At 55.8% G+C, this 12,946-nt stretch carries 11 protein-coding genes; 3 read left to right on the top strand and 8 right to left on the bottom strand.

The features are described from left to right. Nucleotides 1–124 precede the first annotated feature (124 nt). From KUE00_RS01570 to xylA, 3 genes are all read right to left on the bottom strand, one after another. On the bottom strand, nucleotides 125–1,369 hold the full coding sequence (locus KUE00_RS01570) for a XylR family transcriptional regulator (protein ID WP_246757733.1): 1,245 nt from the start codon (nucleotides 1,367–1,369) through the stop codon (nucleotides 125–127). A gap of 203 nt (nucleotides 1,370–1,572) precedes the next feature. Next, on the bottom strand, nucleotides 1,573–3,024 hold the full coding sequence (xylB, locus tag KUE00_RS01575; protein WP_246757734.1) for a xylulokinase: 1,452 nt from the start codon (nucleotides 3,022–3,024) through the stop codon (nucleotides 1,573–1,575). A 27-nt stretch (nucleotides 3,025–3,051) separates the two neighbouring features. Continuing rightward, nucleotides 3,052–4,377: a xylose isomerase gene (gene xylA, locus KUE00_RS01580; RefSeq protein ID WP_246757735.1), complete on the bottom strand. Its 1,326-nt coding sequence runs from the start codon at nucleotides 4,375–4,377 to the stop codon at nucleotides 3,052–3,054. A 379-nt stretch (nucleotides 4,378–4,756) separates the two neighbouring features. Here xylA and xylE point away from each other — a divergent pair, with 379 nt between their 5' ends. Then, nucleotides 4,757–6,244, top strand: coding sequence for a D-xylose transporter XylE (gene xylE / locus KUE00_RS01585; RefSeq protein WP_246757736.1), 1,488 nt, complete (start codon nucleotides 4,757–4,759; stop codon nucleotides 6,242–6,244). A gap of 165 nt (nucleotides 6,245–6,409) precedes the next feature. After that, nucleotides 6,410–7,651 carry an NAD(P)/FAD-dependent oxidoreductase gene (locus KUE00_RS01590; protein ID WP_246757737.1) on the top strand — a complete coding sequence of 414 codons (1,242 nt, stop codon included), beginning with the start codon at nucleotides 6,410–6,412 and terminating at the stop codon, nucleotides 7,649–7,651. A 17-nt stretch (nucleotides 7,652–7,668) separates the two neighbouring features. Here the strand turns inward: KUE00_RS01590 and KUE00_RS01595 are convergent, their stop codons facing one another. Together KUE00_RS01595 and KUE00_RS01600 are read right to left on the bottom strand one after the other, a co-directional pair. Continuing rightward, nucleotides 7,669–8,568 carry an alpha/beta fold hydrolase gene (locus KUE00_RS01595; RefSeq protein ID WP_246757738.1) on the bottom strand — a complete coding sequence of 300 codons (900 nt, stop codon included), beginning with the start codon at nucleotides 8,566–8,568 and terminating at the stop codon, nucleotides 7,669–7,671. 25 nt (nucleotides 8,569–8,593) lie between these two features. Continuing rightward, entirely contained in the window at nucleotides 8,594–9,208 is a 615-nt protein-coding gene (locus tag KUE00_RS01600) for a TetR/AcrR family transcriptional regulator (RefSeq protein ID WP_246757739.1), read from the bottom strand. A 238-nt stretch (nucleotides 9,209–9,446) separates the two neighbouring features. Between KUE00_RS01600 and KUE00_RS01605 the strand changes: the two genes are divergently transcribed. After that, nucleotides 9,447–10,400: a LysR family transcriptional regulator gene (locus KUE00_RS01605; protein ID WP_246757740.1), complete on the top strand. Its 954-nt coding sequence runs from the start codon at nucleotides 9,447–9,449 to the stop codon at nucleotides 10,398–10,400. On the opposite strand, the gene mdcH is transcribed toward KUE00_RS01605, so the two are convergent. The 3 genes from mdcH to KUE00_RS01620 are packed head-to-tail and all read right to left on the bottom strand — an operon-like array spanning nucleotide 10,376 to nucleotide 12,846. Continuing rightward, nucleotides 10,376–11,281: a malonate decarboxylase subunit epsilon gene (mdcH, locus tag KUE00_RS01610; protein WP_246757741.1), complete on the bottom strand. Its 906-nt coding sequence runs from the start codon at nucleotides 11,279–11,281 to the stop codon at nucleotides 10,376–10,378. The genes KUE00_RS01605 and mdcH overlap by 25 nt on opposite strands. Beyond that, the gene (locus KUE00_RS01615) at nucleotides 11,278–11,886 is read right to left on the bottom strand and encodes a malonate decarboxylase holo-ACP synthase (RefSeq protein WP_246757742.1); all 609 of its coding nucleotides are present in this window, start codon (nucleotides 11,884–11,886) and stop codon (nucleotides 11,278–11,280) included. The genes mdcH and KUE00_RS01615 overlap by 4 nt, the downstream gene beginning before the upstream one ends. After that, entirely contained in the window at nucleotides 11,887–12,846 is a 960-nt protein-coding gene (locus KUE00_RS01620; protein ID WP_246757743.1) for an AEC family transporter, read from the bottom strand. Nucleotides 12,847–12,946: the final 100 nt, after the last annotated feature.

The following is a 12,946-nucleotide window of genomic DNA, read 5'->3' on the forward strand; positions in this document are numbered from 1 at the left end:
GAAGCCCGCTTCAGGAAACTGAAGCGGGCTTTTTGCTGTTGTGCCTGCTGGCTGCTGGCTTTCACCAGGCCATTCTGTTAAGCAGGGAACGGCTCCTCACCGCTCGGCATTTGCCTGATACCCTTTACTCTGCCTCAGCCTGAACCTCGCCTGCCTGACGCATATCGGCCGCGCTACGCTGTCCACCTGCCAGGCTGCTGCGATATTTGACTGGCGACATCAGCAGGTTTTGCCGGGAAACGGTGCAGAAATATTGCGGCGTGCTGTAGCCGCATAGTCGGCTGATTTCGGCAACCGGTAGCGTGGTCGTTTCCAGCAGCTCTTTTGCCCTGGCAAATTTTGCATCCTGAATCACTTTATGAATGGTCGTTCCCAGCTCGACCATAAATTTTTTATCGAGATTCGAGCGGGAAGTGTCAACCGCGTCAAGCACGTGCTCAACGGTAATTCCCCGGCAGGCGTTCTTGCGGATAAACCACATCGCCTTCACCACCATTGCGTCAATAATTGAACGGTAATCGGTCGACTGGCGGGCAATAACGCTTTCAGGGGGAACGATCACCGGCTCGGTAGTAACGCGGCGGCCTGAAAGCCTGTCGTCAAGAAGCCTGGCGGCGGCAAACCCCATCTTCCGCGTGCCCTGCACCACCGACGAGAGCGAAATACGCGACAGATAGCGGGTCAGCTCTTCATTATCAATACCTATCACGCACAGCCTCTCCGGCACCGCAATGCCAAGATAGTCACAGGTTTGCAGGATATGCCTGGCGCGCGCGTCCGTCACGGCAATAATCCCGGTGTGATCGGGCAGCGAACTCAGCCACTCGGCCAGCTTTTGCTGGGCGGTCTCCCAGGTATTGCTGTCCGTCACCATGCCTTCGTAGACGACGCCGGGATAAGACATTGCGCTGGTCAGATGCAAAAATGCCGAGGCACGTTCCTGCGCCCAGCGCTTCCCTGCCCCGGCTGGCAAACCAAAAAAGGCGAAGCGCTCAATGCCTTTTTCAATCAGATGATGCAAGGCCCTGGCCACCAGCGCTTCATTGTCCGTGGCAACATAGCTGACCGGAGGATAGTCCTCGCGGCGACGATAAGAGCCGCCCACGCCCACCACGGGCACGGCGATCTGACCGAGCCGGGAAGCCAGATGCTCATCATCAAAGTCCGCGATAATTCCGTTGCTGGAAAGAATATCCGCGTTCAGGGCGTGCACGCTGAAATCCTCTTCGATAAAGATGTCCCAGTCGCACTGGGAGGCATAGAAATATTCGCCGATCCCTTCAATAATCTGGCGGTCATAGGCTTTGTTGGCATTAAACAGCAACGAAATCCTTGCCCGCTTCGCGGGAGCGTAGTCGTTTTTTTTCATATCAATCTCTGCAACGGACGCGATGGATTCAATATGAAGAAATTTTGCTTAAAGACAAGGGATGGCAGGCAGCAGCAGACAAGCCTGTCGGTGCGATCAACAAAACGAGAAAAAAAGAAACCGCGCGGGGCGGTTTCTCAGACTGCTGACAGACTCAATCAGTACGGCATCCTGACATTTATACAGCAGCGCGGCAGCATTCCTTATAAAGCAGCGGTCTGCTGATAAAGCTGTTTAAACAACGCCTGGCGCTGCCGGTAAAAATCCAGCTGCCCCGCACGGGGCGTATAGCGCGCTTCCAGCGGCAGTTCCGGCAACAGCTCAGCCGGAGAGACGCCCGGATAGCAGCTCATGCGGGCGAGCCGGGCGGCACCCAGCGCGGGGCCGACGTCGCCGCCCGTCCGGTAATCCATCGCTTCGCCAGATATATCCGCCAGCAGCTGTCGCCAGAAAGCGCTGCGCGCGCCGCCGCCGATCAGCGTGATGGCAGAAGGCCGGATGCCGCTGGCGTGCAGCGCCTCCATACCTTCCAGCAGTCCCAGGCTTACGCCTTCCAGCACCGCCATGGCCAAATCTTCCGGCCCGTGCTGATGAGTAAACCCCCAGAAGACGCCGGTGGCGGCGGGATTATTATAGGGCGTGCGCTCGCCGGACAGGTGGGGCAGAAAACAGGGCGAGCGATCTGATAGCCGTGCCTTTTCCGCCAGGGCGAGCAAGGCCGCCACGGAAGGCTGGCCGGTGAGCCGCGTCGCCCAGTCCAGGCAGGCAGCGGCGCTGAGCATTACCGACATCAGATGCCAGCTGTCGGGCAACGCATGGCAAAAGCTGTGTACCGCACGCTCGGGATTACTCAGAAAACGCTCGCTGACGGCAAAGTAAACGCCGGACGTCCCCAGCGACAGCATTGCCTGCCCCGGCTGCCAGATCCCTGCACCAATCGCCCCGGCTGCGTTATCGCCCCCGCCCGCTACGACGGCAAGCCCGGCAGGAAGCGACCAGCGCTGGCACAGCGCCGCGGCTACCTGCCCCGTCACCTGATTACCTTCAAACAGCGTCGGCATTTGCTCACGCGAGAGACCACAGGCGGCCAGCAACCTGTCGCTCCAGTCACGCCTGGCGACATCCAGCCACATCGTGCCCGCCGCATCCGACATGTCGCTGGCGAACTCGCCGGTCATCCGCCAGCGCAGGTAATCTTTCGGCAGCAGAACGCGCGCTATCTGCCGATAAATATCAGCTTCATGCTCTTTGACCCATAGCAGCTTCGGCGCGGTAAAGCCGGGCATCATCAGGTTACCGGTTATGCTTCTGGCATCCGGCACGCACTCCTCCAGCTCCTGGCAGGCCCGGGCGCTGCGGCCATCGTTCCATAAAATTGCTGGCCGCAGGATCTGCTGCTGGCGTCCCAGCAGCACGGCACCGTGCATCTGTCCGCTTAACCCGATAGCCCGAACCTGGCGCAGCGAGCGTTGCGCCGCCAGCGCAAGCATGACCTTGTCGGTCGCCTGCCACCACGCTTCCGGATCCTGTTCCGACCACAGAGGATGAGGTCGGGAAACCGTTAGCTGTTCCGTATGGCTGGCTAAAACCTGATTGTTTTCATCCAGCAATACGGCTTTAACCCCGGACGTACCAAGATCGATACCTATATACATGCGCTGCTTCCTCCGGCCTGGCTCCGCTTAAGACTTATGATAAATGGCCTGGTTGACAATGTTTTCCAGCCGCTCCTGATGGCCGCTGCGGTGCTCGGGAAAGAGCGCCGATCCCTCAGCAAAGTGCGCCAGCTCCTGCAAAGAGAAATTTCCGGCAAGGATCTCCTGGCCCAGCTTACCTTTCCAGCCCGCATAGCGCGCTGCGCAAGCCTGTTGCAGCCGGCCTTCTTCAAGCAGACGAGCGGCAATGCGTAAACTCTGTGCCATCACGTCCATCCCCCCGATATGCGCGTAAAAGAGATCGTAAGGATCGGTGCTCTGGCGACGGACTTTGGCATCAAAATTCAGCCCGCCGGTGGTAAAACCGCCCGCTTTAAGGATTTCATACATAATCAGGGTATTCTCTTCAACGCTGTTCGGGAACTGATCGGTGTCCCATCCGAGCTGCAAATCACCGCGATTAGCGTCAACGGAACCGAAGATACCCAGCGCGGCCGCCGTGGCGATCTCATGCTGAAAAGAGTGGCCGGCAAGCGTGGCATGGTTTGCCTCTACGTTGACCTTAATCTCTTTTTCCAGACCAAATTCCCGCAAAAAGCCGTACACGGTAGCGACGTCGTAGTCGTACTGATGTTTGGTCGGCTCCTGCGGCTTTGGCTCGATAAGCAGCGTACCGTTAAAGCCGATGCGGTGTTTATTCTCTACTACCATCTGCATAAACCGGCCAATTTGCTGGCGCTCCTGCTTCAGATCGGTATTTAGCAGGGTTTCGTAACCTTCCCGGCCGCCCCACAGCACATAATTTTCGCCGCCCAGTTTTTGCGTGGCGGCCATCGCGGCATTAACCTGTACGGCGGCCCAGGCGAAGATTTCCGGATCCGGGCTGGTCGCAGCGCCCGCGCCATAGCGAGGATGCGTAAAGCAGTTCGCCGTCCCCCATAACAGTTTTACTCCGGTCTGCTGCTGTTTTTCCGCCAGCACGTCCGTCATCACGGCAAAGTTATAGAGGTATTCCTTGATGGAGCTACCCTGTGGCGCAACGTCAGCGTCGTGAAAACAGTAAAACGGCACGTTAAGCTTGTCGAAAAACTCAAAGGCGATCTCCGCTTTCGCTTTCGCCTGTTCCAGCTCGTTACCGCCCTTAAACCAGGGACGTTCAAAAGCGCCCGTGCCGAACATATCGGTGCCCGCCCAGCAGAAGGTATGCCAGTAACAGGCAGCAAACCGCAAATGTTCCTTCATGCTTTTACCCAGGATAATTTCATCCGGATTATAAAAATGAAAGGCCAGGTCGTTCTGACTGTCGCAGCCTTCATAAGCAATCTTGTTGATACCATCAAAATAATCTGCCATGAGCACGTTCCTTAATTTTTTATTTCACGGATTAACGAAAGCAGATTCACTATGCAGATAACAAAGGCGCACGGACAATTATAAAATTTCACAAGCCCATACTGTAAAATCCCAACTATGACGGCGATCACAAAGCCGCATTTAACCGCAGCCGTGAAGAAAAACAACAACCTGTGATCGTCATCATGAAAAGCAAAATGCCGCTATTGATTACAAAAAATTGTAATTCCCTTAGCCCATCCGGAAGATTATGTTTTGTCTCGCGACAATCATTTTCACGATCGAACATAGTTCCTGGCCGCGACGTTAAATTATCAGCCTGCAATTATTAAAGATAAAAACGGGCCTTTCCGGCATTCCCTTTCTCAAGAGGTTTGTTATGGCAATAGCAACTGAAATAAAAGCCAACAATCGCTATATTATTTCCATCACGCTGGTGGCGACGCTGGGCGGATTATTATTCGGTTATGATACGGCGGTAATATCCGGTACCGTTTCTTCGCTGGAGAAAGTCTTTATCGCCCCAAGAGGACTAAGCGAATCGGCGGCGAACTCGCTGCTGGGTTTTTGTGTGGCCAGCGCGCTCATCGGCTGTATTATCGGCGGCATGCTGGGCGGCCCGTTAAGCGCGCGCCTGGGGCGAAAAAAGACGCTGCTGATTGCTGCCGTCCTGTTCTTTCTGTCGGCGTTAGGTTCGGCTTTTCCTGAGATTGGCCATCGTGCTATCAGCGCTGACGGCGGCGTGCCTTATTATCTTTCCGGCTACCTTAGCGAGTTTGTTATATTCCGTATTATCGGCGGCATTGGCGTTGGCCTGGCTTCTATGATTTCCCCTATGTATATTGCGGAGATTACACCGGCAAATATTCGTGGCCGCATGGTTGCCTGTAATCAGTTTGCCATTATTCTGGGCCAGCTTTTGGTTTACTGCGTTAATTACGGCATTGCGCTTTCAGGCAGTGCGAACTGGCTGGATACGATGGGCTGGCGCTTTATGTTTCTTTCCGGTGCCGTTCCGTCACTGCTTTTCTTTTTGCTGTTATTTGTCGTGCCGGAAAGCCCTCGCTGGCTGGCGGCCAAAGGCATGCAGGCGCAGGCTGCTGCCGTGCTGGAAAAACTATTGGGTAAAGTACAGGGCCAGAAAGAAGTGCATACCATTCTTCACTCGGTTAATGCCGGCACCACCAGCCGTTCGCCGCTTTTTTCTTTTGGGGTCGGCATTATTGTTATTGGCATTATGCTTTCCGTATTCCAGCAGTTTGTCGGCATTAATGTAGTGCTCTATTACGCGCCGGAAGTTTTTCGTTCTGTGGGTTCCAGTACCGATGTGGCGCTGCTGCAAACGATTATTGTGGGCGTCATTAATCTGATTTTCACCACCATTGCTATTATGACGGTAGACAATTTTGGCCGTAAACCGCTGCAAATTATCGGCGCGCTGGGAATGGCTATAGGAATGTTTACGCTGGGCACCGCCTTCTACGGGAAAATGTCCGCCGTGGTGGCGCTGGGGGCAATGCTGTTTTATGTGGCTTCCTTTGCGATTTCCTGGGGGCCTGTCTGCTGGGTTCTGCTGGCAGAGATTTTTCCCAACCGCATCCGCAGCAAAGCGATGTCCGTCGCCGTCGCAGCACAGTGGCTGGCCAATTATCTGGTGTCGTGGACGTTTCCTATGATGGATAAAAACAGCACGCTTAATGCTCATTTTAATAACGGCTTCGCCTACTGGCTGTATGGCGTAATGGCCGTGCTGGCAGCGCTATTTATGTGGAAATTTGTACCGGAAACCAAGGGGAAATCGCTGGAAGAGCTGGAATCCCAATGGCAAAAACCTGTGGTCGGCACGGGTGAAAAAGTCGCGGAATAAAACGCCGCCTTCTCCAAAGTGATAACGCGATTCCCTTCGCCCCAATACTGAGCTGTTGGGGCTTTTTATTGCCTCCCGCTATCGGATGCGAACGATGAATAAGGATGCGCTATGCTCCCATCCAGCTATGATAAGTTCTTAAAGTCTCTTTAAAGGAGTGAAGCGATGGGTCCCGGCAACGCAAAAAAACCTGCACATCTCGTCGTGATTGGCGGCGGAACGGCTGGCGTTGGCCTGATAGCCAGCTTAAAAAAGCGCGTTAAGAACCTTAATATCACCCTCATTGAACCGAATGAAAATCATTTTTATCAGCCTGCGTGGACATTAGTAGGCGCAGGGCTTTATCACAATAGTCGTACCGCCCGCCCTCTCGCTAAAGTTATTCCTGCCGAAACACGGTGGATTCAGGAATATGTTGCCAGCGTTTCTCCCGAGCAACATGCCGTGACGACGCAGTCAGGAAGAGTAATAGACTATGACTATTTGGTTATCGCCAGCGGGATAGTGCTGCGCTGGGATCGTATTGCAGGACTGGAGGAAACGCTGGGCCGCAATGGCGTGACCTCGAATTACCAGCCCGGCCTGGCCGCCTACACCTGGGAATTAGTCAAAGAGTTAAAAAGCGGCAATGCCATTTTTTCCCAGCCTAAACCCCCTTTCAAATGTGCCGGCGCGCCGCAAAAAGCTCTTTATCTGTCATGCGAACACTGGCAGAAAACAGGTCGCTTAAATGATATCAACGTTTCGTTTAACCTGGCGGGAGAAGCAATTTTTAGCGTCCCTTATTTTATTCCCGTCTTAAAATCTTACCTTGATAGCTATACGGCAACGGTCACCTGTTCTTCCTCCCTGGTTAAAGTTGATGGAGAAAAGCGCCTCGCCACGTTCCATATTACTGAGCCGGGACAGCCCGATCGCCACGTCGAGCAACGCTTTGATATGCTGCACGTTGTACCGCCTCAGACCGCGCCAGATTTTATAGCAAAAAGCGGTCTGGCTAATGTGGATGGCTGGTGCGACGTACACAGCACGACGTTGCAGCATCAAAAATATCCTGACATCTTTTCCTTAGGGGACTGCTGCTCAGCCCCGGCCTCAAAAACGGCGGCGGCGGCCAGGAAACAGATTGTGGTAGTGGCGGAAAACCTGCGTAACGTTATGCAGGGAAAAGAACCGGCTAGCCATTACGACGGCTACGGCTCCTGTCCTCTTACCGTTAAACGAGGCAAAGTCGTGCTGGCAGAATATGGTTATAATAACAGGCTGCTGCCGACTTTTCCGTTAGAACCCAGCCATCCCAGCCGTCTGGCATGGTTTTTAACGACGCGGTTTCTTCCCGTTTTTTACTGGCGTGGGCTGCTTAAAGGAGTCGAATGGTTTGCCCGCAGTAAGCAGCCGGACAGATAAATTTTTCCAGCACGCCGTTAAAGACGGTTCACCGCATCAATAAATTTAAGCACCGCGTTGCTTACCGCCTGCGGCTGCTCTTCAGGCTGAAAGTGGCCGCAGTTTGCAATCACCTCTCCCCTGATATCGACAGCATAAGGTTTTACCGCCGCAGCGATATCAGGGATCGATCCCTGGTCCGCACTTAATCCTAATACCGGCATTGCCAGCTTGTTTGTCGCCAGCAGCGCTTTATTTTGCTGCGCAGACTTTGCCGCCGCGCGATAAAAGCTCAGGCCAGCCCGTACTCCGCCAGGCGCGGTGAAAGCGCGGAGATAAATTTCTATGGTTTCATCGGAATAGCAGTAGGGACTGGCGCTTTTTTCCCGCAGAAACCAGGTCAGATATTCCCGCTCGCGGCCCTGCAACATGATTTCCGGCAGATCCGGCAGCGCATGGAAGGAAAAGTGCCACGTCTTCCAGGATTTATCGGGCGAGGACGGGAGAAACTCCGGCATGGTGACGCCAGGTATGCCCGCGTCCATTAACACCAGCGAGCTGATTTCATCGCCGAACAGCAAAGCGTACGGTAGCGCGACCCAGGCACCGACATCGTGGGCGACAAGGTGATAGCGCGTTACGCCCGCTGCCGCGAGCGCTGCATGCAGACGTTCCGCCACCGTTTGCGTATCGTATCCGTCTAAGGGCTTGTCGCTGTCGCCCTGGCCAGGCAGATCGATGGCGATAACGCGAAACCGCTCGCCAAGCGCGGGCATGACGTGCCGCCAGGCATACCAGGTTTCAGGAAAACCGGCGAAAAGCACAATCGTTTCCGGTACGTTTGCTCCCCCAATAACGTAGTGAAATCTCAGGCCATCGGCGCGAACAAACCGGTGCTCGAATCCTGCTGGCGCAGGCGGCAGATCAAATTTTTCCACAGGCTGTTTCCTTAATGTGTTGTCGTTATTGGTCCAGAATCCTGAGCGCTGCCGCGACGTAAACATCGGCGTCACTGGCATTAATAAAGGATTCCGCTTTGCCCAACACCCGCATGCCGTAAAGCAGCGCGATCAGAATGTCCGCAACGATGGCAGGCGGAGTGGTACAGGTAATAGATCCGTCATGCTGGCCCAGCGCCACCAGGTCGCTGAGTAATTGCCGACGGCTGGCGATTTGCTGACGCAGAATGTCGCCAGTGAAAGAAAAATTGGGGATCTCCGTAATGCCGGTCACCATCATGCAGCCCAGCGCCCCATCCTTACCCTGGCTCAGGCGAACATACAGATGCAGAAGCCCGGCAATACGCGCTCGCGCATTGTTATCCTTGGTCGGAGAGTGGCAAATCTGCGTTTCGCGCAGCGCGATATAGCGCTGGAGCGCTTTGGCAAAGAAATTTTCTTTGCTTTGCCAGGCCTTATAGATGCTGCCGACCTTAAGGCCGGTGACGCGCGCTAGATCGTTGATGCCGACAGCCGAATAACCGGCAGTACTGAATAATTCAATCGCGCGATCCAGCACCTGCTCTTCGTTGAAGCGCCTTGGACGACCGCGAGGTGAAACCTGAACAGACTCTGTCATGGCGTTACCCGTCTAATTGTTGAGTGATCGCTTCCTAAATAAATAACGTAACCCCGGCGACAAGGCAAGACAATTCCGCCTGGCGGAGTACCGGTAAGGGGGGAGTCAGGCCGTTTTGGCATTCTGTAGCTGTGCGATAAGATGGCGAAACGCAACGCCGCAAAAAATGCAGTACGGCGTCTGGTGTGTTGTCTTATCCTTTCACTCTTTTTACCGCTTATTTGACAGCCGGATAACGATGAAACTGACTATCGATAACGACCTGACCGTACGCAAGCTGCTGATTTTCAGCTGCTATATGGAAACAGGAAACCTGGCCAGAGCGGCGGAAACGCTGGGTATCAGCACCGTCAGCGTGCACCGCGCGCTGCATACGCTGGAAGACAGTCTGCGTTGCCCGCTGTTTGAGCACAAAGGCCGCAATCTGGTGCCGCTGCCCGCCGCCGTAACGCTGCTGGAGTACAGCCGCGAGGCATTGGCTACGCTGAGCCAGGGCATTGATGAAGCCCTGCGTACGGCGGGTCTTGGGCTGGGCAATCTGCGTATCGGCACGCTGTACTCCCTGTCGCTGGAAACCGTGCCGCGGCTGATCATGAAGATGAAGCTACGCCGTCCGGAGCTGGAGCTGAACCTCACGATGGGTTCTAACGAGCTGTTGTTGAACGCGCTGAAAAACAGCCAGCTGGATGCGATTATTATTTCGGTTAGCGAAGCGGAGATCGATGACAAAGTATTTGAGCAGGTAGCGCTGTTTCAGGATGATATTTTTTTGGCGGTGCCGCATGGCGACGGCGCGAGCGGTGAAGAAAACGTGGATTTGCGCAACTACAGCAATCAGCCTTTTGTGTCGCTGGCGGAAGGGTTTGCCACCTTTGCCGGTTTTCAGGAAGCCTGCCACGTTGCGGGGTTTGAGCCCAATATCGTTACGCGCGTCAACGATATCTTTTCAATGCTGAGCCTGGTGCAGGCGGGGATGGGTTATTCGCTGGTGCCGGGCAGAATGCGTAAGCAGTATGAGAACGACCTCTTTTTTCTGCAGCTGGCCGAGCCGTACCAGATGCGTCAGCAGATTGCTATCGTCTTTCCGCGCAACCGCGAATTCGATCCTAACCTGCTGGCGCTGGTGGCCGAAGGACGTATGTTTGCGCTAAGCCTACAGGAAAAAGCTCAGCGCGCGCTGGCAAGCCGCTGAAACAGCCGCTGCGCCAGTTCGACGCCGCTGCGCTCCAGCGCAATACATTCACCCTGGCTCTGCACGCTTCGCGTCAGGCCGGTCAACACTTCACCGGGCGGCATTTCTATTACCAGCCGCACTTCGCGCTCTTTTGCCGCCTCCATCGACTCGTGCCAGCGCACGCTGCGGGCCATATTCATGGCTAAATCCTCTGCAATACGCTCAGGCTGCCAGATAACGCGCGCGCTGCTGGCGCTCAAATACGCAATCTGCGGCCGCTGAAGCGTTATGTTTTCAAAGGCTGTTTTCAACTGCTGTGCCGGTTGCGCCAATAATGCACAGTGTGACGGCACGCTGATCGCCAGCCGCCGCGCGCGCTGTGCGCCATGCCGCAGCGCCTGGCGAGCCACCTCCTCCATCGCCGCATCGCTACCGGCGATCACAACCTGAGTTTCGGCGTTGATGTTGGCAATAAAGCTGTTCTTTTCATCCACCAGCGCTTCGACCTGCGCCAGCGTCAGGCCGCTAATCGCCGTTAAGCCGTAGCCGTGCGGATACGCCTGCTCCATCAGGTCGCCGCGTAGCGCCACCAGCCGCAGCGCATCGGCAAAATCCAGCGCGCCAGAGGTGACCGCCGCCGCAAAGGCGCCTATCGACAGGCCGCAGACCATATCGGGTTGAACGCCGTCAGCCAGCAAACGGCGCGCCGCCGAGACGCCGCTAATCAGCAGCGCCAGCTGTACCGCGCGGGTATGCTCGAGCGCTTCGGTGGAATCAAGCTGGCTAATCTCATCGCCCAGCACTTCGCGGGCGGTCTGCCAGGTTGCATCCTTAGCCAGCGCCTGCAGCATGCCGGGCCGCTGCGTGCCCTGACCGGGAAAGGTAAGCATCGTTTTCATCTGTTCTCCTCTGCCCAGGGAAAAGCGGTAAGGCGTGGGCCACGTGCGGTTTTAAGCAGCACGCTTTTGCCGCGAAGCCACTCGTTAAGCGCAAAGCCGCCAGACGGCGTTTCAATCTGCGTATCCGCGCGGCACGGTAAAGCGTTCAGCTGCTGCTGCCACAGTATGAAATCATCCGGCACCAGCGGTTGAGGTGCGCGGATCAGCAGATCGAGATCGCTTTGGGCATGCAGTACCGGCAGCGAGGTCGCCAGCGCGAAACCGGTGCTGCCGGTCACGCCCCAGCGCCATGGCCAGCGCTGCTGCGTCAGGGTATTCAGTGCCTGCACGGTGGCGTGCGCCTGAAAATCCTGCGGCAACGCTGTATCAAGCAGTTCCTCTGGTGTTGTCACACGCTCAATATCCTGCGCCAGTACCCAGCCCGCCGCGCGCTGATGCCGCGCCCTGCCGCGCACGCCAATCGGGATTTTGCCGTTATCTGTCACATCCCTCCGCACCACCACGGGCTGCCGACTGTCCCACTGCTGCGCCACCCAGCTCTCCTGGATATTAATGAGCGTTGCGCCAGCGCGTAGCCAGAGTAAATCGTGCGGATGAAGGGTCATTTACATTCCTGCGGTTAACGAGATAAACAGCGGCAGCGATAAAATGGATAACAGCGAGCTTAGCAGCAATACCGCTTCCGCATCCGGCGACTGCACGCCAAAGCGGTTGCCGAACACCACGCCAAAGAAACCTGCCGACAGCGCAATCATCAGAATAGCGGTAATCGCCACCGTACCGTGCAGGCCAAACAGCAGCACAAGCCCCCAGGCCAGCGCGGGCTGAATCAACAGCTTGGTCACGGTAGAGCTGAGCACCATGCTGTTAATTTTAAGCTGGCGCGCAGAGAGGATAACGCCTGTAAGGAACAGCGCCGCCGCAGTTGCCGCCAGGCCAAGCGGCTTAATGGCGGTCAGTACCAGATCCGGCATTTTAATGCCGATAGCCGACAGCACGACGCCCAGCAGCGGGCCCCAGACAATCGGTTTTTTAACCGAGCGCCACATCAGCACCGGCAGCATTGCCAGCGTAGAGCGCTGCGTTTCTCCGGCGGCGCGCGCTTTTTCGCGTTCCAGAATCAGCAGGCAAAACGGCGTCATCAGCACTGAACCGCAGGCGATAGAGACCGCGACGGAGAGCGAGGTCGCCGAGCCTTCGCCCACCACGCTGCCAAGAATAGGCAAACCGAGCGCGGCGTAGTTAGGCAGCGCCACCGTCAAGGTCAGCACTGCCGCATCCTGCGGTGATTTTTTAAAGATGCCGGTAGCCACAAAATAGAGCACCGCATAGGCGATCCACATCGCCAACGTCAGTACCGCTATCAGCGGCGTCTGCGCCACTATGCCGCTCCACGGCGTCTGCACCGTCGCGCTGAACAGCGCGGCGGGCAAGGCAAAATCCATCACAAAGATATTGAGTAGAGAGACGTTCTTGTTATCAACCATTTTTGCTTTGCCAGCCCAGAACCCCAGCAGCATGATAATAAAAATCGGGGCAAGCGCGTGCAGAATCACGTAAGTCATAAATCACCTGTTTGTTATTAAAAGAGTGAAAGCAGACGCGATGTATCGAATTTTTTCAGTTGCCGCAGAGGCCGGACGCCGCGAGCGTCCGGCATACTGA

It is taken from the genome of Erwinia phyllosphaerae, assembly GCF_019132875.1.
Lineage (GTDB): Bacteria > Pseudomonadota > Gammaproteobacteria > Enterobacterales > Enterobacteriaceae > Erwinia > Erwinia phyllosphaerae.

Bases quoted from the DNA above. Each gene is read 5' to 3' on its own strand.
- xylB (WP_246757734.1), bottom strand. From the start codon at position 3,024: ATGTATATAGGTATCGATCTTGGTACGTCCGGGGTTAAAGCCGTATTG.
- KUE00_RS01620 (WP_246757743.1), bottom strand. From the start codon at position 12,846: ATGACTTACGTGATTCTGCACGCGCTTGCCCCGATTTTTATTATCATG.
- KUE00_RS01605 (WP_246757740.1), top strand. From the start codon at position 9,447: ATGAAACTGACTATCGATAACGACCTGACCGTACGCAAGCTGCTGATT.
- mdcH (WP_246757741.1), bottom strand. From the start codon at position 11,281: ATGAAAACGATGCTTACCTTTCCCGGTCAGGGCACGCAGCGGCCCGGC.
- xylA (WP_246757735.1), bottom strand. From the start codon at position 4,377: ATGGCAGATTATTTTGATGGTATCAACAAGATTGCTTATGAAGGCTGC.
- xylE (WP_246757736.1), top strand. From the start codon at position 4,757: ATGGCAATAGCAACTGAAATAAAAGCCAACAATCGCTATATTATTTCC.
- KUE00_RS01615 (WP_246757742.1), bottom strand. From the start codon at position 11,886: ATGACCCTTCATCCGCACGATTTACTCTGGCTACGCGCTGGCGCAACG.
- KUE00_RS01590 (WP_246757737.1), top strand. From the start codon at position 6,410: ATGGGTCCCGGCAACGCAAAAAAACCTGCACATCTCGTCGTGATTGGC.
- KUE00_RS01570 (WP_246757733.1), bottom strand. From the start codon at position 1,369: ATGAAAAAAAACGACTACGCTCCCGCGAAGCGGGCAAGGATTTCGTTG.
- KUE00_RS01600 (WP_246757739.1), bottom strand. From the start codon at position 9,208: ATGACAGAGTCTGTTCAGGTTTCACCTCGCGGTCGTCCAAGGCGCTTC.